A 20,702-nucleotide genomic window follows, 5' to 3' on the forward strand; every position below is an offset into this window, starting at 1 on the left:
AAACACCGCGTCAGCAAGCATCGCATCGTCGCGGCCATGCGCCACTGCGGTATCCCCGTAGTCCGCAACGACAAATCGGTGATCTACGAGGGCCGAGATACCAGCGGGCGCCTTCTTGAGGTTGGCGCCATCGAAGTCGACAACGGTGACCTGATCGTTTTCCACGCACTACCGAAGGAGTGGACCCGATGAGCAAGGAGCGAAACCCTGCCGACTACGTGATCGGCGACGAGGTGAAGGTTTCCGACATTGACCTCGACCAGGAAGAAGTCTATGTCAACGGCGAACGGCTCACCGAAGCCCGCGCAGCCGAGATGGCCGCGGAACTCGAACGCACCTGGCGAGAACGCAGTGCCAACCTAATCCCTGGCGGCAAGTCGCTGTCTGGCGATGGAACGCATTCGCCGGTCGTTCAGGCCCGTGTTTCGGTCAGCGTTCGCGCCAAGCTGGATACGATCGCTGAGCGGCGTGGTGTACGGACGTCGAGACTGTTGCGTGAAGCGATTGAGCAGTTCATCGAGCGTGAAGAAAGCCGCTTTTAGAAGTCACACGCGTGCCCGCACGCGCGTATCAGTCCAGCAGGATCGTGGCGAACGTGCCGACCTCGGCGAAGCCGATCCGGTCGTAGGTGGCCCGCGCCACGGTGTTGAAGTCGTTCACGTACAGGCTGGCGATGCGCCCAGTGCCGACGACCACCGCCGCCAGCGTGGCGGTCCCCGCCGTCCCCAGGCCCCGGCCGCGCCACTCGGGGTGCACCCACACCCCTTGGATCTGGCTGACCGTCGGTGACTGCGATCCGACCTCGGCCTTGAAGACCACCTCGCCGTTCTCGAAGCGGGCCCACGCGCGGCCGGCCGCGATCAGACTGGCGACCCGCCGCCGGTAGCCGCGCCCGCCGTCGCCGAGTCGCGGGTCGACGCCCACCTCGCCGATGAACATGTCGACGGCCGCCACCAGATAGGTGTCGAGCTCGTCCGGCTTGACCTGGCGCACGCCGGGGTCGATCGCGCAGTTCGGCATCGTGGTCAGCGACATCAGCGGCTGGCGGTCACGCACATCGCGCGCCGGACCCCAGGCCGGCTCGAGCCGCTGCCACGTCGGCATCACCAGCTCGGCCCGGCCGACCAGCGACGAGCACCGCCGTGAGGCGGTCAGCGCCGCATCGGCGAACGCGTAAAGATCGTTGAGCCGACCGCGCAGCGGAATCAGGTTGGCGCCGGCGTAACACAACGACTCGTTGGGCCCGCGGCGCGTCCACAGCTCCCCGCCAATCGAGTTGGGGTCCAAGCCGTGATCGGCGACCCGCGCGGCGACCATGCACGAGCCCACCGGGTCGTCGTCGAGAACACGGCGCACCGCGGCGCCGTCCCGTACTACCGACACCCGTCGCTCGCCAACCATGCGGCGAATGGGCGGAGCCGACATTCTGACTCTTTCTGCGACGGATACCTGGCCCGATTAGACCAGTGTCAGCTTACGGTCACAACCGGCGAACCGCTCGCCGTTGATCCGGCGGCGCCCGGCTCGGCGGCCAATCGCATTGCCTCTTTGATCAGCGTCTCGACGATCTGCGCTTCGGGCACGGTCTTGATCACCTCGCCGCGCACGAAGATCTGGCCCTTGCCGTTACCCGAGGCGACACCGAGGTCGGCCTCGCGCGCCTCCCCCGGCCCGTTGACCACGCACCCCATCACGGCCACCCGCAGCGGCACATCGAGCCCGTCCAGACCGGCGGTGACTTCGTTGGCCAGGGTGTAGACGTCGACCTGGGCCCGGCCGCACGACGGGCAGGACACGATCTCCAGCCCGCGCGGTCGCAGGTTCAGCGACTCGAGAATCTGAGTGCCGACCTTGACTTCCTCGACCGGTGGCGCGGACAGCGACACCCGGATGGTGTCGCCGATGCCCTTCGACAGCAGCGCGCCGAACGCGACCGCGGACTTGATGGTGCCCTGGAAGGCCGGACCGGCCTCGGTGACGCCGAGGTGCAGCGGGTAGTCGCACTGTGCGGCCAGCTGCTCGTAGGCCGCCACCATCACCACCGGGTCGTTGTGCTTGACGCTGATCTTGATGTTGCCGAAGCCGTGCTCCTCGAACAGCGAGGCCTCCCACAGCGCCGACTCGACGAGCGCCTCGGGCGTCGCCTTGCCGTACTTCTCCATGAACCGCTTGTCCAACGAGCCGGCATTGACGCCGATACGGATCGGAATGCCCGCTGCGCCAGCGGCTTTGGCGACTTCGCCGACCCGGCCGTCGAATTCCTTGATATTGCCGGGGTTTACCCGCACCGCGGCACAGCCGGCGTCGATCGCGGCGAAGATGTATTTCGGCTGGAAGTGGATGTCGGCGATCACCGGGATCTGGCTGTGCGCAGCGATCTCGGCCAGCGCGTCGGCGTCTTCCTGGCGCGGGCACGCCACTCGGACGATGTCGCAGCCGGCGGCGGTCAGCTCGGCGATCTGCTGCAGGGTCGTGTTGACGTCGTGAGTTTTGGTGGTGCACATCGACTGCACCGAAATCCGGCTATCGCTGCCCACACCGACATCTCGGACCATCAGCTGCCGCGTCTTGCGACGCGGCGCCAGCGTGGGCGCCGGAGCTGCCGGCATACCCAGACCTGTGGTCACTGTTTGCCTTCTCTCGCTTTCCTTCGGTTCGCCCTGCCGGGCCAAGGCCGGTATTACCGGAACAGTCGGATCGGGTTGACCACGTCGGCGGTCACCGTCAACAGCATGTAACCAACCACCAGAACCAAAACTAGGTAGGTTGCCGGCATCAGCTTGAGGTAATTCACCGGCGCCGCCGCGACTTTGCCGCGGGCCGATCGAATCATGTTGCGCAGCTTCTCATAGACCGCGATGGCGATGTGCCCGCCGTCGAACGGCAGCAGCGGCACCAGGTTGATGACCCCCAAAATGAAGTTCAGCTGTGCCAGGAACAACCAGAACGCCATCCAGACGCCGTGGTCCACGGTGTCTCCACCGATGATGCTCGCGCCGACGACGCTGATCGGGGTGTCGAGCGAACGCTGCCCGCCGCCGATCGCGTGGACCAGCGCGCCGACTTTGGTCGGAATGGCGACCAGCGACTTGCCCAGCAGCACCGTCAGATTGCCGGTGAAAGTGAAGGTGCCGGGCACCGCGCTGACCGGATTGTAGTGGGTGGGCCCGGCCTGCGTGCCCACCACCCCCATCACGCCGATGGTGGCCGGCTTCGCGCCGCCGTTGCCGTCGCTGACCCAGCGTTGCCGCTGGGCGATGTCGACGTATTTGGTCATCGTCTGGCCGTAGCGCTTGATCACGACCGGAACGGTGCCGTGCAGCTTCTGCACCACCGCCGCCATGTCGGAGAAGTCGGTCACCGGGGTGCCGCCGACCCTGAGTACGACGTCGCCGGCCCGGACCCCGGCGGTGGCCGCCGGCCCGGCCCCGGCGCACTTCTCGAAGTCACCTTGCTTGATTTCTGCTGCGGCACAAGCGGTTTGGCCGATGACCGCGGTCGGATGCAGGTTCGGCAGCCCCCACATCACCGCGATGGCGTAGATCAGCACCAGGCCGATGACGAAGTTCATCCCCGGCCCGGCGAACAACACCGCGGCGCGTTTCCAGGTCTTCTGCTTGTACATCGCGCGGTCACGCTCGTCGGGCGCAAGTTCCTCGACCGACGTCATGCCGGCGATGTCGCAGAAGCCGCCGGCCGGAATGGCCTTCAGGCCGTATTCGGTTTCGCCGCGGCGAGTCGACCACAGCGTCGGGCCGAAGCCCACGAAGTAGCGGCGCACCTTCATCCCAGTGGCCAGCGCGACCCACATGTGGCCGCATTCGTGCAACGCCACCGAAATCAGGATGGCGAGCGCGAACAGCACGATGCCGATTACGAACATCATCGAGTTGGTAGAACCTCCTGTGTGGCTCGCTCAATCGGGCGTCTGGCCTCAGCACGGGCCCAGCGCTGCGCGTCGAGTACGTCTTCCACGGTAGCGGGTTCTGCGGCCCATTGGTCGGCGGCGCTCAGGACATCGGCGATTGTTCGCACGATGGCCGAGAATCCGATCCGCCCGGCGAGGAACGCCTCGGCGGCTTCTTCGTTGGCGGCGTTGTAGACGGCGGTCATGCAGCCGCCGGTCTCACCGGCCTGTCGCGCGAGCGCGACCGCCGGAAAGACCTGGTCGTCCAGCGGCTCGAAATCCCAGGTAGACGCGGTGGAGAAGTCGCACGCCGGTGCGGCGGCCGGCACTCTGTCCGGCCAGCCGAGCGCCAGCGCGATGGGCAGCTTCATGTCCGGTGGGCTGGCCTGTGCGATCGTCGAGCCGTCCGTGAACGTCACCATCGAATGCACGATCGACTGCGGATGCACGACGACCTCGATGCGGCGGTACGGGATGCCGAACAGCAGGTGCGCTTCGATGAGTTCGAGTCCTTTGTTGACCAGCGACGCCGAGTTCAACGTGTTCATCGGCCCCATCGACCAGGTCGGGTGCGCGCCGGCCTGCTCCGGTGTGACGTGCTCGAGATCGGCCGCCGACCAACTGCGGAACGGACCACCCGAGGCGGTCAGCACCAGCTTGGCGACCTCGTCGGCGCTGCCGCCGCGCAGGCATTGCGCCAGCGCGGAGTGCTCGGAGTCCACCGGCACGATCTGGCCGGGCTTCGCGGCCGCCAGCACCAGCGGCCCGCCGGCAATCAGCGATTCCTTGTTCGCCAGGGCCAGCCTGGCCCCCGAGGCCAGCGCGGTCAGCGTGGGCTGCAACCCGAGTGCGCCGACCAGCGCGTTGAGCACGACGTCGGCTTCGGTGTTCTCGATCAGCCGGATGACCGCGTCGGGTCCGCGGTAGGTGACCTCGCCGATCGCCTGCGCGGCGCGCTCGTCGGCGACGGCGAGGTTGGTCACCCCGGTCTGCGTGCGCTGCTGGGCCAACAGCTCGGGGTGACCGCCCCCAGCGGCCAGCCCTACCAGCTCGAAGCGGTCGGGGTTGGCGGCGATGACCTCGAGCGCCTGGGTGCCGATGGAGCCGGTACTGCCCAGCACCAGGGTCTTGAGGCGGCGGTTGGACACCCACTCATTGTGCCGCGCCACCGGCGCGTCCGACGAATCTCGATATGCCAGAATGTGCAGGCATCCCGATCCCTACCCGAGGAGTTTGCCGTGGCCAGTACCGAGGTGGAGCGCTCCGACGCGGTCGACGTCGCTGATGTGCCGTCGGCGAACTGGGGCTGGAGCAAAATCAACGACCACAACTGGCGTGTGACAGGCCTGGTGATCTTCCTGCTTCTGCTGGCCTTCTTGCACGACAATCACGTCGGCCACGTCGAGGACCTGTGGGTGCTCGGCTTCGCGGTGTTGGCCCTCTTCTTCGTCGTGCGCGACTGGTGGGGCCGCCGCCGCGGCTGGCTCAGGTAGGCAGCTCGGCGGCCAACTGGCCGCATGCCTCGCCCAATGCGCATGCGCTCCAGCTACCCGCCTTCGGCGGCCAACTGGCCGCATGCGGCGCCGATCTCGCGTCCGCGGGTGTCGCGCACCGTGCAGGTCACTCCGGCCGTGCGGACCCGTCGAACGAACTCCCGCTCCACGGCTTTCGGGCTGGCGTCCCAGTCGCTGCCCGGCGTGGGGTTCAGCGGAATCAAATTCACGTGCACGAGCGGGCCCAACGCGCGGTGCAGCCGTTTGCCCAGCAGGTCCGCCCGCCAGGGCTGGTCGTTGACGTCGCGGATCAGCGCGTACTCCACCGACACCCGCCGACCGGTCTGCTCGGCATAGTAGTGGGCCGCATCCAGCGCCTCGCTGACCTTCCACCGATTGTTGACCGGCACCAGGGTGTCGCGCAGCTCGTCGTCCGGGGCGTGCAGTGACAGGGCCAACGTCACCCCGAGCCGCTCGTCGGCGAGTTTGCGGATGGCCGGCGCCAGGCCGACCGTCGACACCGTCACCGACCGCGCCGAGATGCCGAAGCCGGCGGATTTGTCCGACGACGCGATGATGCGACGAACCGCCGCGAGCACCCTGGCGTAGTTGGCCAGCGGCTCCCCCATCCCCATGAAGACGATGTTGGACAACCGGTCGCCCCACTCGTCACGCAGCACCGCGGCCGCGGCGCGCACCTGCTCGAGGATCTCGGCGGTCGACAGGTTGCGCGTCAGACCGCCCTGCCCGGTCGCGCAGAACGGGCAGGCCATACCGCAGCCTGCCTGCGACGAGATGCACACCGTGTGGCGCTGCCGGTAGCGCATCAGCACCGACTCGAAGGTGGTGGTGCCGTCGACGGCCCGCCACAGCGTCTTGCGGGTCTGACCGGCGTCGCAGGTGACCTCGCGGGCCGGCGTCAACAGCTTCGGGAACAGCGCCTCGGCCACCTGGCCGCGGACCGCGGCCGGCAGGTCGGTCATTTGCTGCGGGTCGGCGATCAGGCGGCCGTAATACTGATGCGCGAGCTGGTTGGCCCGAAATCGCGGCAGGCCCAGCGCCGCGACGGCCGCGATCGACTCGGCCTCGTCGAGGTCGGCCAGATGGCGCGGCGGCAGCGCGCGGCGCGGTGGTTCGAATACCAGCTGATGTTTCATGCGCGCCGAACCTTAGGGCAACAGCGTCAGGACGGTCCAGGTGGCCACCGCCGATGGCAGTGCTCCATCCAGCCGGTCCATCAGGCCGCCGTGGCCGGGCAGGATGCGGCCCATGTCCTTGATGCCCAGGTCACGCTTGATTTGTGATTCCACCAGGTCGCCGAGGGTAGCGGTGACCACGATCGTCAGGCCCAGCAACAGACCGATCCAAGCCGGTTTATGCGCCAGCAGGGTCGCGGACAAAGTGGTCGCGGTGATGCCGAACAGCAGTGAGCCGGCCAGGCCCTCCCACGACTTGTTCGGGCTGATCGACGGGACCATCGGATGTTTACCCAACAGCACCCCGACGGCATAACCGCCGACGTCGGAACAGACCACGCCGATCATCAGGCAGAACACCCGGCCCGAACCGTTGGACGGATAGACCAGCAGCACGCTGAAGGACGCGAACAGCGGCACCCAGGCGGCCAGAAACACTGTGGCCGCGACGTCGCGAAGATAATTCCCCGACGCCGAGGCGGCGCCGGCCGCTGCGGGCGAACCGCTCTGCGCCAGCCGCCAGAACATACAGACCACAGCGGTGACGCCGAAGCCGGCCAGCGCACCGGCCGCATGGAACGGCCAAGTCAGCCAGATCATCAGTTGGCCGCCTACCAGCAGCGGGATGACCGGTATGACGTAGCCGGCCTCGCGCAGCCTGCGCACCACCTCGTGCGTCGCCAGCGGCATCGCGGCAGCGACCAGCAGTACCCACAGATACCGGTCCCAAATCAGGATCGCGACGATGGTGAACGCGAGGACGGCACCCACGGCGATCGCCGCCGGAAGGTTTCGCCCTGCCCGCGACTTCTTCGGCTTCTTCGGCGGTGGCTCGTGCACCGAACCCCCGGCCGGGGTGTCTGCGGGGGTGTCGGTCTCTGCCACGGACGTCGTCTGCTGAGCGGCCGCTAGACCTCCAGCAGTTCGCCTTCCTTGTGCTTGACCAGCTCATCGATCTGGGTCACGTACTGCTGGGTGGCCTTGTCGAGGTCCTTCTCGGCGCGCGAGACCTCGTCCTCACCGGCTTCGCCGTCCTTGCGGATGCGGTGCAGCTCCTCCATCGCCTTGCGGCGGATGTTGCGCACCGACACCCGGGCGTCCTCGCCTTTGGCTTTGGCCTGCTTGACCAGCTCGCGGCGGCGTTCCTCGGTGAGCTGGGGTACCGCGACCCGGATCAGGGTGCCGTCGTTGGTGGGGTTCACCCCGAGGTCCGACTTGCGGATCGCAGACTCGATATTTCCAAGCTGGCTGGCCTCATACGGCTTGATGATGACCAGCCGTGCTTCGGGGACGTTGATGCTGGCCAGCTGGGTGATCGGGGTGGCCGCACCGTAGTAGTCGATCACGATGCGGTTGAACATGCTGGGGTTCGCCCGGCCGGTCCGGATGGTCGACAGGTCGTCGCGACTGACCGACACGGCCTTTTCCATCTTCTCTTCGGCGTCGAAGAGAGTCTCGTCAATCATTTTCCGCCGCTCCTCCTCATCGCTGCGCTCTGCATCGTCGTCGGCGGGCAATTTCCGCCGCTCCTCCTCATCGCTACGCTCTGCATCGTCGTCGGCGGGCAATTCCGCGCCGCTGCTCCCTTCAACTGGTAACCAGTGTTCCGATTTTCTCACCCGCAACCGCCCGGGCGATATTGCCATCGGTCAGCAGGTTGAAAACCAGGATCGGCATCCGATTGTCCATGCACAAGCTGAATGCGGTGGCGTCGGCCACCCGCAGACCTCGGTCGATGACCTCACGGTGGGTGATCGCGGTGAACAGCTCAGCCCCCGGGTTGACCCGCGGATCCTCGGCGAACACCCCGTCGACGGCCTTGGCCATCAACACCACCTCGGCGCCGATCTCCAAAGCCCGCTGCGCGGCGGTCGTGTCGGTGGAGAAATACGGCAGTCCCATGCCGGCGCCGAAGATCACCACCCGTCCCTTCTCCAAGTGGCGACGCGCCCGCAACGGAAGGTACGGCTCGGCAACCTGGCCCATGGTGATCGCCGTCTGGACCCGGGTGACGATACCCTCCCTTTCCAGAAAATCTTGCAGCGCAAGGCTATTCATGACCGTGCCGAGCATGCCCATGTAGTCCGAACGGGTCCGTTCCATGCCGCGCTGTTGAAGTTGCGCGCCGCGAAAGAAGTTGCCGCCGCCGATCACCACGGCAACCTGCACACCGGTGCGGACCACTTCGGCGATCTGGCGCGCAACCTGCGCCACTACATCGGGATCCAGGCCGACCTCCCCGCCGCCGAACATCTCACCGCCGAGTTTGAGCAGCACGCGGGTGTATTTGGCACGGCTCGCCGAAGCGTCGCTGGAGTTCCGGCTATCCGGTGAAAATGAGTGGGCGCCGTTGGCGCTCGTCGGCTCCTGCTCCGTCATCGAACTCCTCGCCTGAAACGACGCCATCCAGCTGTGCCCGCGACGGCTATCCCCCAATAGCCGGGTCCATCCTGCCTTATGGCCCGTCGATGCGTCCCGGGAGTCGAGGTCTTTGAGGCACTCGAATCAATCGGGCATCAAGCGGCCGGTCAGCTCAGCGATATCGGGGCCGTAGCTGGAAGTACTGCTCGCTACGGCGACGCGGTGAGTCCCCGGGTAGCCGGTCCCTCCAAGAGCTTGCCGTCCGGGGCGAAGCGTGATCCATGCAGCGGGCAATCCCAAGATTCGTCGACGTCGTTCCAATTCACGATGCCACCCAGATGTGGGCATACAGGCGAAACATGTTGCTGGACACCGTCAACCGTGCATTGCGCCTGCAGCCGCCACGGCGGTCCGGTAACCACGCCCCCGCCGTTGCGCACCGAAGCGCCAGAACGTGCAATCGGCGCAAGCCAACCTTTGGTCATATGAAATCCCACCTCGAGATTGGCCGCCAGCGCCGTGCTGAGCCCGGTTATCTCGTGGGGACTCCACGCCGCGAACGCGCGGGCCCAGTCCATCCGCCCACCCAGGATCCGGCCGCTGAGGATCAGTGCGGCGGCTACCCCGGCGGTCAACCCCCATTTGTTGAAACCTGTTGCAACAAACAGCTTTTCGTTGCCAGGTAGAACCGGTCCCACATACGGTAATCGGTCGATGGGCGTGTAGTCCTGCGCGGACCAGTGGTGTGTTACCACGGCACCGGGAAAGTGCGTCTGCGCCCAGGCCGACAACTCGTTGACCTCCGCGGTCGGACTTTTGCGTCCCACGGTGTGGCCGGCGCCGGCAACAACAAGCCGCTCGCCGCCGTCGAAGGGCGCGTAGCGCACCGATCTGGTCGGCGAGCCGGCGGACAGGAACATCGACCGAGGGATCTCACCAGGAACGTCGAACGCGAAAGAGTACGACCTACTCGGTTTCAGCCTGGCGAAGAAGCCGCCGCGATCCAAAATCGGGACTCCAGTAGCCAGCACGCACTGCCCGGCGTCAACGGTCACCTCGCCCGCTGTGCTGCGTACCTGCAGCTGCACTCCGTCGCGATGTTGCGACACCGAGCGCACCCGGCACCCTTCGACCAGTCGGCCGCCCCGCTCGTTGATTTCCGCAATCAGGCTGTCCAGCAGCGGCATCGGGTCGAATTGGGCCTGATCGGCCAAGCGGACACCACCGTGGTACGGAAATGGGACGCCCGCGTCGTCGTCCCATTCGGTGTCCAGACCGGCAAGCCGCGCGGCGGCCAACTCGGCACGCGCGGACGGCACTTCCGTTGCGGACTGCGCGTAGGTGTAGGCGTCTTCCCGTTGCACAGGGATCTTGTTCATCACGCAATATCGCAGCAGCCAGTCTTGACCTTCACGGTTGCCTTGGACGTATTCACGAGCGATGTCCGTCCCATGGCGCGCCACGATTTTCGACAAGTTTCTGCCTTGCAGCAGGCTTATCTTGCCGGTGGTGTTGCCGGTGGTCACCGCGCCCGCGGTGCGGGCCTCCAGCACCAACAGGTCTTTGCCGGCTCTGGCCAGCAGGACAGCGGTCACCAGGCCGGCTATCCCCGCGCCGACCACGACCACGTCGGCGGTTGGCTTTTCCAGAGCGGACCTGTTTTGCCGGCCGTCCCGGCCGGCCAGCCACAATGAAGATGTCATTCTGGTCCGCATACCCGGCCGTCTAGGAGCGGAAACGCCGGCGTCGCGCCGCCGAGACCGAGCGCCGTGTGCGGCGTCACACCTGCTTAAGCCCGCCGCTCCACCAGCGATGGAAGGCCTGCGCAGTGTCCTCGACGCTGATTTTAGGTTTGGCCGCTCGGCGCCACGGGAATCCCGCCCATCGCGGTGCGGTAGGGCAACGATCCATGCGCCTGAGCCCGGACCCGACCGGTCGTCGGCCGGTGACCGAGGCAGTATTGACGTTCAGCCAGAGGAGGACTCGATGTCAGACGACAAGAACAGTGGGCCCGAGGAAGCCATCAAGGGTGTTGTCGAGGGCGCCAAGGGCCTGGCCAAAGAGGCCGTCGGCAGCGTGGTAGGCAACAAGGACCTCGAGGAAGAGGGCGAGGCTCAGCAGGACAAGGCGCAAGCGCAGCGCGACGCTGCAAAGAAGGAAGCCGAAGCCGAGTCAGCTCGCGCCGGGGCCGACACGGCGGAGAAGCGTCAGGAATCTCACCAGAATTAAATCGTCAGTCATCAGGGCCCAGTCTATTATGGACCGGGCCCTGATGCTTATCCACGACCGAAACCTGGTGGTTGGCAGCTACTTTCCTTCACAACTCAGCCGAATAACGGCAAAGCCCTTTTACGCGCCAGTGCATTCATACCGCTCTGAATACTGTCTTCGACCTCTTGATACTTGCGATCCACGTATTCATCGTCATCGGCGCGAGCCAGGTCATGATCAAGCTCGATAGCCGGCATGAATCGCGTCCTGATCTTGGCCGGCAACGGCAGTTGCGGCAGTGCGGCCGGGGCAATTCCCCATGGCAACGAGATCGCCAGCGGAAAAACTTTCAGTCTCAACAGTTTGTCCAGTCGCAGTGCGTGCGAAAGCCGGTCCCCGCGGATCAGAACCGGCATCGCGTCGGCCCCGCCGACCGTCGCGATCGGCACGATAGGTACTCCGGCACGGATCGCCATTTTCACAAAGCCTTTGCGACCCGCCAAGTTCGCCCGGTCACGCTCACTCCAGGGCCGCAACGAATCCACCTCGCCGCCGGGCCACAGTGCCACGTCATGCCCTTCGGCCAGTGCGGTCGCGATAGCGTCCGGAGCCGCGGGCAACACGCCCATCGAACGGAAGTACTGCCCGAACCCCGGTATGGCCATCAGCGCGTCGTGGGCCGTTCCGTGCAGGGTGCGCTCGGGCCCGAACCGCCGCCACCACTGAAAGCCGACAGTCCAGGCGTCCCACACGAATGGTGCGCCGGAGTGAATGCCGATCAGCAAGACAGGCGGACCTCCGACATTTTCCCAACCGTCTATCTCCATCCGAAACCAGTAATCCACCAACAGGTTCCAGAAAAACTTGTGGCGTTGTAGCGTCGTCTCATCCTGACCGCTTAGGTCCCATTCACCTGCTCGTTCAGCGACCCACCCGCTCAGCCCACCGCCCTCGCCATGACGTTGCTTCTCCAGCGCGGTCCGCGCCTTTACGGCTTGGTGTCGCGCCTGTTTGCGTACCTCAGGGGCCCTATGATCGCTAGAACTCATGCATGCTCCAAGAATCGCGTATTTTTGGCGATACCCGTTCGCTCCGGCCTGAAACACTTTTGCGTGGCATCGGCAGTGACTGCCGGAAACGAACCGCGCTCGACTCAAAGGTCCAGACGCCCCTTCGCTGACGGCGATTAGCTGCTCGCTGCCACGGGTAGCCGGGCAGTACATGTAGCCGCAGCTTGCGGAACCAATGCGCGCTACCAGCGGCCATGCAACGCGCAAGTGATTCAGAGAGGAACAGACGATGAGTTATTGCGCCCCAACAGCAAGACCCGCCCGGTACTCAAGCCCTGATGGAGCCTCGTCCTGATTGCGGTGAAGACAGCTACCGCGGTTCAGGCAGGCTTTTTGGAAAGAAAGCCGTCATCACCGGTGGTGACAGCGGCATTGGACGCGCCGTGGCCATTGCCTTCGCGCGCGAAGGTGCGGACGTACTGATCTCCTACCTCGACGAAGACGACGACGCCAGAGACGTCGCCCGATACGTCGAGGACGCCGGCCAGAAATGTGTATTGGTTCCCGGTGATCTGTCCGACCCGGCGCACTGCCGAGCGGTCATCGACCGCGCGGCAAAAGAATTCGGCGGCAAGATCGACGTGCTCGTCGTCAACGCCGCCTTTCAGATGATGCACCAGTCCCTCGACGAGATCAGCGACGAGGAATGGGAGTACACCTTCAGGTTGAACGTCGGTGCCTACTTCTACCTCGCCAAGGCCGCGCTCCCGTTCATGGGTCCGGGATCGTCGATCATCGGAAGTTCATCGGTCAACTCTGATAGCCCTAACCCCACGCTGGCCCCCTATGCGGCCACCAAGGCTGCCATCGCGAACTTCTCGGCCAGCCTGGCACAGCTGCTGGGCGACAAAGGGATTCGCGTCAACAGTGTGGCGCCCGGCCCGGTCTGGACGCCGCTGATCCCATCGACTATGCCCGAAGAAAAAGTGAAGTCGTTCGGGGACAACGTCCCGCTGGGCCGTGCCGGTCAACCGGCCGAGCTGGCCCCGGTCTACGTTTTGCTTGCCTCAGACGACGCCAGCTATGTCTCCGGAGCCCGGATCGCCGTCACCGGCGGGCGGCCGATCCTCTAGGCCAAGCCGGCCTCAGCGATCAGGCCGGCACGGAGTCGGTGTCCCGGTCCCACGCACGGTGCTTGGCCAGCGCAGATACGAAGTCTTCGAAGAATTGCTCGGGGATGGAGTCCTCGGCCGCAGTGGTCGACACCACACCTGCGGAGGTCACAACCTTTTCGCCGTCGGCGAGTGGCTGGTCGACTCCGGCCTTGCGGAGCAGCTTGATTCCGGCCCCGGATGCCGCCACGGCTTTGAGGTGCTTGTAGGCCTCGGTGACGAAATGCAATGCGTACCCGTCGTTGCCAAGTGTCTCTACCGACTCCGGCCCGCATGGCACCACGACCGCGTCGTAGAGCACCGACGCCACACTCGTGAAAGATCGGTCGACTGCGACTTCGCCGCCCGACCCACCCGACAGCGTTCCGCCCGCGCTGGGCGCCAGCACCTCGGGTATCGCGCCCCGTTTCCGCAGCACCTCAACGATGCGCTCGACCCCGCGCACGTCGACGCCGTCAGCGGCCAGCACGGCGATCTTGCGTGTTTCGATGCTGTCGGTGGCAGTGCTGAGTTGCGAAAGCGCCGGAGAGGCCGGCATTTTGTCGTCGACCTCCTGTTCGCTCGGTGCAGGCAGGCCGACTTCCCCGGCGACCCGGACCGCGAGGTCGTGGTCGACCAGGTTCAGCTGGTCGATGACGCGCGAGCGGACTTCCACGGTCTCGACGTGACCGAGCTCGAAAGCGAACGCAGCCACGATGTGCTTGGCTTCGACCGCAGACATGCTCTTCCAGAACATCCGTGCCTGGCTGTAGTAGTCCTGAAAGCTCTTGGCACGTTCGCGGATCTTGTGCCCTTCCACTTTCTCGGTGTAGTGCCGGAAGACGTCTTCGTCGGCCAGCGCGGGACAACCTCCACTCAGCGAGTTCTTGAAGTAGCTCGTCTTGCCGACCGGAATCGTGCTCTGGCCGTAGCCGTCCCGTTGGTTGTTGCGGACATCGGCGACCGGCCGGTTCACCGGTAGATGAGCGAAGTTCGGGCCGCCCAGACGAATCAGCTGGGTATCGAGGTAGGAGAAGTTGCGGGCCTGCAGTAGCGGATCGTTGGTGAAGTCGATGCCGGGCACCACGTTGGCGGTGCAGAAGGCGACCTGTTCGGTCTCGGCGAAAAAATTGTCCGGGTTGCGGTTGAGCACCATCTTGCCCACCGGTTGGACCGGAACTTGTTCTTCGGGAATGATTTTCGTCGCGTCGAGCAAATCAAACGCAAAGTTGAATTCGTCGCTCTCCGGCACCAGCTGTACGCCGAGCTCCCATTCGGGGTACTGACCCGCCTCGATGGCCTCCCACAAGTCGCGCCGGTTGAAATCCGGGTCCTTGCCGGCGACCTTCTGGCATTCGTCCCAGATCAGCGAGTGCACGCCGAGCCGCGGCTTCCAGTGGAATTTGACGAAGATGCCTTCGCCCTTGGCGTTGACGAAGCGGAACGTGTGCACGCCGAAGCCTTGCATCATTCGATAGCTGCGCGGCAGCGCCCGATCCGACATCAGCCAGAGGATCGTGTGCAACGTTTCGGGCTGCAGCGATACGAAGTCCCACAACGTGTCGTGCGCGGATTGCGCCTGCGGAATCTCATTGTGCGGCTCCGGCTTGACCGCATGCACGAAGTCGGGGAACTTGATGCCGTCCTGGATGAAGAACACCGGGAAGTTGTTACCGACCAGGTCGTAGTTGCCTTGTTCGGTGTAGAACTTGGTGGCGAAGCCCCGCACGTCGCGCACCGTGTCAGCTGATCCGCGGGAGCCGGCCACGGTGGAGAACCGCACGAATACCGGTGTCTGCGTGCCAGGCGTGGTCAGAAATTTCGCGGCGGTATAGCCGGCCAGTGAGTCGTCGTACGGTTCGAAATACCCGTACGCGCCGGCGCCGCGCGCATGCACCACCCGTTCCGGGATCCGCTCATGGTCGAAGTGGTTGATTTTTTCCCGCGCGTGAAAATCCTCCAGCAGTGTGGGACCGCGTTCGCCAACGGTCAGCGAGTCGTCGGTGTGGTCGACACGAACGCCCTGCTGTGTTGTCAGGTGCCCCGTCGCGCCGTCGACCCGGTAGTCCTGGAGCTGCTGCTGCTTCGCATCTGCATCTTTGGATGCCATCGCGCGTTCCCTTCCGCACTAGAAATTTCAAACCTGTTCGATTGCAAGATCGTTGAGGCGCTCAACAGCCCCGGACTTGGCGGTTGCGCTTCTTGATTGCGTCGACCAACTGCGACTTGTCCATCGTGGACCGCCCGGGTATGTCGAGCCGGCGGGCAATGTCGACCAGGTGCTTCTTGCTGGCGTTGGCGTCGACACCTTCGGCGGAGGGGATCGGGTTGCGTAAACCACCCCGCTCGGCGCGCGCATCCGATGGGCCTTTCTTTTTCTTGGGAAGCCAACGGTCGCCGACTTTTTCGAAACTGCGCTTGAGCGCCGAGTACGCGACCCGGTGGGCGCGCTCTTCGCTGCCGTACTCGTCGGCCGCGGCGTCGTGCGCCTTGGTGAAGGTGCGTTGCGCTTTGGCGTTCGACCGCTCCAACGTGCTGGGCAGCTCGTCGGCCTTGGGCTTACCGCCCTTTGTTGTCTTCGGCATGGCTAACCTTTCGAGCTCGGTGTCGTCAACCCTCGGCCGACTGCTGCGCCATTGCGTAGGCAAGTTGCAGAAAGTCGGCTCCGGCCAGCGCGGTGAAACTGCCTGCGATCAAACGGGTGAACCTCGGTGCGAAGATCAGTCCGATGACCAACGCGGTCGCCATCCACATGTCCAGGCAGAACGGACACGTGAGGAGCTCCCCCAAGCTGTGCCGAAGCTGGCTGGAGTGCCGCGTTTCCTCATGCACTTCTGCCGGACCGGCGGTGCCTGCATAGTGGACGAACGGAGCCCTGATCGGGCTGGTCACCGCATCTTTGCTGAGCGTGCGCGAAAGCTTGTGTGCGCCAAGGCTAACGATCAAAAGGTCCTGCAACCGCCACCGCTCGGGCAGCGTGCGTCCGGTGGCTGCCGCGGTTACTCCGGCCAATGTGACGATGCCGCTGTAGACGCCCATAATGGCAAGGTAGCCGCTCAGCGGGCGTGGGTCATCGCCGCGATACGTTGCGGCCTCGTGACGCGCACGCCGTGCCGCGTCGTCGGCAATTTGGCGCATGTTGCCCACTTGCACTCCTCGGCAGATTCCCGCCCACGGGTTACCCACCCCGGACGCCGGGCAACCAGGTATCCCGGTTGGCTGTGGGACTGGCTGTGTTATCCGGTCATGGCCGGGGTACCCACCATGTGCTCCGAATCAACCGGAAGGTCTAGCTGCGATGGTGCAACCCGCCGTCCTTTTCGACGTCGACGGGACGTTGGTCGACTCCAACTTTCATCACGTGGTGGCCTGGCACCATGCATTTCTCGATGTCGGCGAGGAAGTACCGTGCTGGCGGATCCTCGGCCTCATCGGGCGCTCAGGCTCGGACCTGGTCCGCGTCCTGCTGGGCGACGAGCTGGCCGATGCGCACGGCTCGCATGTCGAGAAGCTGCACACTAAATACTTCGTCGGCTCCGCCCAGCTCATACGTCGCCTCCCCGGTGCGCGAGAATTGCTCGAGGCCGTCGCAGAACGAGGCTGGCGAACGGTGCTCGCCACGTCGGCCGGCGAGGAAGAGCTGGCGGTGCTGCGAAGCGCCCTCGACGCCGACGACCTGGTGTCTGCGGTGACGTCGTCGGCCGACGCTGAGCACGCAAAGCCGCATCCGGACATCGTCACTACCGCGCTTGGACGCATTGAGGCCGACCCCGCCGAGGCGATATTTCTCGGCGACGCCATTTGGGATGTGCTCGCGGCCCGACGCGCCGGTGTCCCGGCCGCTGCGGTGCTCAGTGGCGGGATCACCCGCGAGGCCTTGGAACATGCCGGCGCGGTGGCCATCTATGCCGGGCCACTCGAGGTGCATGAGCATCTCGACGAGTTCGCCCAACTCATTGGGACGTGACGGCTTTCGCCGCTTGCCGGTCAGCCCAAGTGTGCGGACAGTAGCCAGGCCGGCACGGATTTGCGCCCGTTGCCTTCGTCGCGTACCTCTTTGAAGGGAAACTCGGGGTGATCGATGTCGCCGAAGTTGGCGTGAATCCGGGCCGGACGGATCTCGTCGATGACCCAGTACTTCGAGACCACGTCACGCAGCTCGTCTTCGGTGACCGGGTTGGCCGGACCGCCGTCGCCCGTCCTGGCGAAGACCAACACGAAGTACGACGCGCCCGGCGCAGCGGCCCGGACGATCGAGCGCTGGTAGCCGTCTCGTAGCTCAACAGGCATGGAATGGAACAACGTGCTGTCCACGATGGTGTCGAATCGGCCGTCGTAGCCGGTAAACGCGGAAATGTCGGCCACCTCGAACGAGGCTGTCGTCAGCCCCTGCCTGGCGGCCTCGGCCTTGGCCAAGGCGATCGCGGTGGGCGAGGCGTCCAATCCCACCGTGTTGTGCCCCAGGGCGGCCATGTGCAGCGCCAGCGCCGCCTCGCCGCAGCCGGCGTCGAGCACGTCACCCGTGATCTTGCCCTGGTCGATGAGCGCGGCAATCTCCGGTTGCGGCTCTCCGAGACTCCAGGGCGGTCGAACGCCCGCCCCGATCTGGGTGGCCTCGCCGCGGTAGGCCGGGTCAAAGTCAAAATCGAATTCCTGAGCTTCAGTCATACCCCAGATATATCAACAGGGCTGATATGTGTCAAGATCGTTGATATGGGCACAACTGAGGACGCGCCGCTTGGCTACCTGTTACACCAGGCGATGTCGACGCTGAGACCCGAGGTGGCCGCCGCGCTGAGCCCGCTTGGTATCTCGCTGCCCGAATTCGTTTGCATGCGAATGCTATCCATGAGCCCGGGAGCGTCCAGCGCCGAGTTGGCCCGGCTGGGCAACGTCTCGCCGCAGGCGATGAACACGGTGCTGCACCGGTTGGAGAACGCACAGATGGTGAGCCGGCCCGCGTCGGTGGCGTCCGGCCGTGCGCTTCCGGCGTCGCTCACCGGCGACGGTCGGTCGCTGTTGCGACGCGCCGAGGCTGCCGTGCGGCAGGCCGACGCCCGCGTGTTGGCCAAGCTGTCGCCAGCAGAACGGCGCGAGTTCAAACGGATGCTGGCGGCACTGGCTCCCGACTAACGTCTTGGATGCGCGCCCACGGTCGGGCGTCTTCGAGTTCGTAGGCCACTTCCAGCAACCGGGCTTCCTGTCCCGTCGGCGCAGAGAACATCATCCCCACCGGCAACCCGTTGGCGGACATCGCCAGGGGCAACGAGATGGCGGGTTCACCGGTGACGTTGTGCAACGGGGTGTATGCCACCCACTCCTCCAGGCGATCGATGATCTGCTGATAGTCCGCGGTCGGGTCGAGATACCCGATCCGCGGCGGCTCGTCGGCCAACGTCGGGGTCAGCACCAGGTCATAGCTGCGAGCCAGCCGTACCGTATACCGCCGGGCGCGAGCCAACCGCACGAGCGCCAGCGGAATGCGGTGCAGATTGCGCCGCGCGTGCCGATCCAGGCCGCGTGTCAAGTTGTCGAGTCGATTGACGTCGAACCCGTTGATGTCGTGCCGGTTCTGCTGGATCTGGCCCATCGCCAGCAGCCCCCAGTACAGCACAAAGTCGGAGGCGAAACTGTCTGGTACCGGTGGCTTTTCGAGATGATCGATGCGGTGGCCCAGTTCTTCGAGCAGCCCCGCCGACTTCAGCGTCAGCTCGCGCATTTCGGGGGTGCATTCCCGCAACAGCGAACGCGTGACGACGGCGACCCGCAATCGCTGCGCGCCGGCGTGCGCTACGTCGCCGATCGGCGGCAGTTTCGGCGCGCGCCAAACGCGTTCGGCCTCACGGTAAAACGCCGCAGTGTCGCGGACCGATCGGCTGAGCACGCCGTTGGCCACGACGCGAATCGGCATCCGGCTCACCTCTTTGTCCAGCGGCAGCCGGCCGCGCGACGGCTTCAGGCCGACAAGTCCGTTGCAGGACGCAGGAATTCGGATCGAGCCGCCGCCGTCGTTGGCATGAGCGATCGGCACTGCGCCGGCCGCGACGAACGCGCCGGAACCCGACGACGAGGCGCCGGCGGTGTGGTCGGTGTTCCACGGATTACGCACCGACCCGAGCCGTGGGTGCTCGGCCGAGGCGCTGAATCCATACTCCGACAGCTGGGTCTTGCCCAGTGGTATCAGCCCGGTGGCCAGGTATGTCCGCGCGAAATCGCTGTCGGCCTGCGCGGGGCGCGGCGGCCAGGCGTCGGTGCCCCGCATCGTCGGCAGCCCGGCGACGTCGACGTTGTCCTTCACGAAGGTCGGCACCCCGCTGAAGAAGCCGGGCTTCGGCGGCGCTTCAGCTTGGGCGCGGGCCCGGTCGAATGCCTGGTACGCCAACCCGTTTAGGGCGGGGTTGACCGCCTCGGTACGGGCGATGGCGGCCTCGACGACCTCGGCCCTGCCGACGCGGCCAGATGTGAGCGCCTCGACCACACCGACGGCATCGAGCTGACCGAGCGCGTCGTCTCCGAATGCGTGAACGTGTCGCATTCGGCTGATGCTACTGCTGGCCGACCTCGAAGCGGACGAACCGCGTCACGGTGACCCCGGCGTCGTCGAGCAGCGCCTTGACCGTCTTCTTGTTGTCCGACACCGAGGGCTGCTCGAGCAGCACGACGTCCTTGAAGAATCCGCCCAGCCGGCCTTCGACGATCTTGGGCAGTGCGTGCTCGGGCTTGCCCTCCGCGCGTGAGGTCTCCTCGGCGATGCGTCGCTCGCTGGCCACCACGTCCTCCGGCACGTCTTCGCGGGTGAGGTAGCGAGCCTTGAGCGCGGCGATCTGCAGCGCGGCAGCGTGCGCCGCCTGTGTGTCGTCACCGGTGTATTCGACCAGCACGCCGACGCCCGGGGGCAGGTCGGCGGCTCGCTTGTGCAGGTAGGTCTCCACGGTTCCGTCGAAGTACGCGACCCGGCGCAGTTCGAGCTTCTCGCCGATCTTGGCGGACAGCTCGGCGATGGCCTGCTCGACGGTAGTTGTCGCCAGATCGCCGGGAATGGGAGCCGCCTTCAGGGCGTCGACGTCGGTCGCTTTGGCCGCAGCCGCGGCGCTCACCACCTCGTCGGCGAGCTTCTGGAACTCCGCGTTCTTGGCGACGAAGTCGGTCTCGCTGTTCAGCTCGATCAGTGCGCCGCCCTTGGCGGCGACCAGGCCCTCTGCGGTGGCCCGTTCGGCGCGCTTGCCGACGTCCTTGGCGCCCTTGATCCGTAACGCCTCGACGGCCTTGTCGAAGTCGCCGTCGCTTTCGGCCAGTGCGTTCTTGCAGTCGAGCATGCCGGCGCCGGTCAGCTCGCGAAGACGTTTGACGTCGGCAGCGGTGAAGTTGGCCAT

At 65.6% G+C, this 20,702-nt stretch carries 22 protein-coding genes and 1 pseudogene; 7 read left to right on the top strand and 16 right to left on the bottom strand.

Going from position 1 to position 20,702, the window contains the following annotated elements:
- Both VGG53_RS06810 and VGG53_RS06815 read left to right on the top strand, forming a co-directional pair.
- Positions 1–192: pseudogene (locus tag VGG53_RS06810) on the top strand (hypothetical protein); the annotation flags it as partial.
- A complete protein-coding gene (locus tag VGG53_RS06815) occupies positions 189–542 on the top strand; it encodes a CopG family ribbon-helix-helix protein (RefSeq protein ID WP_331517262.1) in 354 nt (117 codons plus the stop codon). The pseudogene VGG53_RS06810 and the gene VGG53_RS06815, both read left to right, overlap by 4 nt.
- A gap of 28 nt (positions 543–570) precedes the next feature.
- Here the strand turns inward: VGG53_RS06815 and VGG53_RS06820 are convergent, their stop codons facing one another.
- Genes VGG53_RS06820 through dxr form a run of 4 tightly spaced genes read right to left on the bottom strand, consistent with a single transcriptional unit; the run spans position 571 to position 5,076 of the window.
- A complete protein-coding gene (locus tag VGG53_RS06820; protein ID WP_331517264.1) occupies positions 571–1,425 on the bottom strand; it encodes a GNAT family N-acetyltransferase in 855 nt (284 codons plus the stop codon).
- Positions 1,426–1,469: 44 nt separating this feature from the next.
- Complete coding sequence (gene ispG, locus VGG53_RS06825) at positions 1,470–2,627, bottom strand: flavodoxin-dependent (E)-4-hydroxy-3-methylbut-2-enyl-diphosphate synthase (RefSeq protein WP_331517265.1); 1,158 nt, start codon at positions 2,625–2,627, stop codon at positions 1,470–1,472.
- 53 nt (positions 2,628–2,680) lie between these two features.
- Positions 2,681–3,886, bottom strand: a complete 1,206-nt coding sequence (locus VGG53_RS06830) for a M50 family metallopeptidase (RefSeq protein ID WP_331517266.1) — start codon at positions 3,884–3,886, stop codon at positions 2,681–2,683.
- Positions 3,883–5,076, bottom strand: coding sequence for a 1-deoxy-D-xylulose-5-phosphate reductoisomerase (dxr, locus tag VGG53_RS06835; RefSeq protein WP_331517268.1), 1,194 nt, complete (start codon positions 5,074–5,076; stop codon positions 3,883–3,885). Before dxr ends, VGG53_RS06830 begins: the two co-directional genes overlap by 4 nt.
- Positions 5,077–5,145: 69 nt before the next feature.
- On the opposite strand from dxr, the gene VGG53_RS06840 reads away from it, so the two are divergent.
- A complete protein-coding gene (locus tag VGG53_RS06840) occupies positions 5,146–5,400 on the top strand; it encodes a DUF2631 domain-containing protein (protein ID WP_331517269.1) in 255 nt (84 codons plus the stop codon).
- Between the two features lie 53 nt (positions 5,401–5,453).
- On the opposite strand, the gene rlmN is transcribed toward VGG53_RS06840, so the two are convergent.
- From rlmN to VGG53_RS06865, 5 genes are all read right to left on the bottom strand, one after another.
- Positions 5,454–6,557: a 23S rRNA (adenine(2503)-C(2))-methyltransferase RlmN gene (gene rlmN / locus VGG53_RS06845; RefSeq protein WP_331517270.1), complete on the bottom strand. Its 1,104-nt coding sequence runs from the start codon at positions 6,555–6,557 to the stop codon at positions 5,454–5,456.
- A gap of 12 nt (positions 6,558–6,569) precedes the next feature.
- Positions 6,570–7,436, bottom strand: coding sequence for a phosphatidate cytidylyltransferase (locus VGG53_RS06850; protein ID WP_331517295.1), 867 nt, complete (start codon positions 7,434–7,436; stop codon positions 6,570–6,572).
- Positions 7,437–7,504: 68 nt separating this feature from the next.
- Positions 7,505–8,062 (bottom strand): ribosome recycling factor, encoded by a 558-nt coding sequence (gene frr / locus VGG53_RS06855; protein ID WP_331517296.1) that lies wholly within the window; start codon positions 8,060–8,062, stop codon positions 7,505–7,507.
- A gap of 121 nt (positions 8,063–8,183) precedes the next feature.
- Positions 8,184–8,975: a UMP kinase gene (pyrH, locus tag VGG53_RS06860; RefSeq protein ID WP_331517271.1), complete on the bottom strand. Its 792-nt coding sequence runs from the start codon at positions 8,973–8,975 to the stop codon at positions 8,184–8,186.
- 191 nt (positions 8,976–9,166) lie between these two features.
- Positions 9,167–10,660: an FAD-dependent oxidoreductase gene (locus tag VGG53_RS06865; protein WP_331517272.1), complete on the bottom strand. Its 1,494-nt coding sequence runs from the start codon at positions 10,658–10,660 to the stop codon at positions 9,167–9,169.
- Positions 10,661–10,943: 283 nt separating this feature from the next.
- On the opposite strand from VGG53_RS06865, the gene VGG53_RS06870 reads away from it, so the two are divergent.
- Positions 10,944–11,186: a CsbD family protein gene (locus VGG53_RS06870; protein ID WP_331517273.1), complete on the top strand. Its 243-nt coding sequence runs from the start codon at positions 10,944–10,946 to the stop codon at positions 11,184–11,186.
- A gap of 95 nt (positions 11,187–11,281) precedes the next feature.
- On the opposite strand, the gene VGG53_RS06875 is transcribed toward VGG53_RS06870, so the two are convergent.
- On the bottom strand, positions 11,282–12,217 hold the full coding sequence (locus tag VGG53_RS06875) for a lysophospholipid acyltransferase family protein (protein ID WP_331517275.1): 936 nt from the start codon (positions 12,215–12,217) through the stop codon (positions 11,282–11,284).
- Positions 12,218–12,516: 299 nt separating this feature from the next.
- Here VGG53_RS06875 and VGG53_RS06880 point away from each other — a divergent pair, with 299 nt between their 5' ends.
- Positions 12,517–13,311, top strand: a complete 795-nt coding sequence (locus VGG53_RS06880; RefSeq protein WP_331517276.1) for an SDR family oxidoreductase — start codon at positions 12,517–12,519, stop codon at positions 13,309–13,311.
- 19 nt (positions 13,312–13,330) lie between these two features.
- Here VGG53_RS06880 and VGG53_RS06885 read toward each other — a convergent pair whose 3' ends face one another.
- The 3 genes from VGG53_RS06885 to VGG53_RS06895 form a co-directional block, all read right to left on the bottom strand.
- Positions 13,331–15,439, bottom strand: a complete 2,109-nt coding sequence (locus VGG53_RS06885) for a catalase (protein WP_331517277.1) — start codon at positions 15,437–15,439, stop codon at positions 13,331–13,333.
- A 61-nt stretch (positions 15,440–15,500) separates the two neighbouring features.
- Positions 15,501–15,914, bottom strand: coding sequence for a ChaB family protein (locus VGG53_RS06890; protein ID WP_331517279.1), 414 nt, complete (start codon positions 15,912–15,914; stop codon positions 15,501–15,503).
- 25 nt (positions 15,915–15,939) lie between these two features.
- The gene (locus tag VGG53_RS06895) at positions 15,940–16,467 is read right to left on the bottom strand and encodes a DUF1360 domain-containing protein (protein ID WP_331517297.1); all 528 of its coding nucleotides are present in this window, start codon (positions 16,465–16,467) and stop codon (positions 15,940–15,942) included.
- 160 nt (positions 16,468–16,627) lie between these two features.
- On the opposite strand from VGG53_RS06895, the gene VGG53_RS06900 reads away from it, so the two are divergent.
- The gene (locus VGG53_RS06900) at positions 16,628–17,296 is read left to right on the top strand and encodes an HAD family hydrolase (protein ID WP_331517280.1); all 669 of its coding nucleotides are present in this window, start codon (positions 16,628–16,630) and stop codon (positions 17,294–17,296) included.
- A gap of 20 nt (positions 17,297–17,316) precedes the next feature.
- On the opposite strand, the gene VGG53_RS06905 is transcribed toward VGG53_RS06900, so the two are convergent.
- On the bottom strand, positions 17,317–17,997 hold the full coding sequence (locus VGG53_RS06905; protein ID WP_331517281.1) for a class I SAM-dependent methyltransferase: 681 nt from the start codon (positions 17,995–17,997) through the stop codon (positions 17,317–17,319).
- Positions 17,998–18,042: 45 nt separating this feature from the next.
- Here VGG53_RS06905 and VGG53_RS06910 point away from each other — a divergent pair, with 45 nt between their 5' ends.
- Entirely contained in the window at positions 18,043–18,462 is a 420-nt protein-coding gene (locus VGG53_RS06910; RefSeq protein WP_331517283.1) for a MarR family transcriptional regulator, read from the top strand.
- Here VGG53_RS06910 and VGG53_RS06915 read toward each other — a convergent pair.
- The gene (locus tag VGG53_RS06915) at positions 18,428–19,864 is read right to left on the bottom strand and encodes an amidase (protein ID WP_331517284.1); all 1,437 of its coding nucleotides are present in this window, start codon (positions 19,862–19,864) and stop codon (positions 18,428–18,430) included. The genes VGG53_RS06910 and VGG53_RS06915 overlap by 35 nt on opposite strands.
- 10 nt (positions 19,865–19,874) lie before the next feature.
- Entirely contained in the window at positions 19,875–20,702 is an 828-nt protein-coding gene (gene tsf / locus VGG53_RS06920) for a translation elongation factor Ts (protein WP_331517285.1), read from the bottom strand.

Source organism: Mycobacterium sp. (assembly GCF_036490025.1).
Lineage (GTDB): Bacteria > Actinomycetota > Actinomycetes > Mycobacteriales > Mycobacteriaceae > Mycobacterium.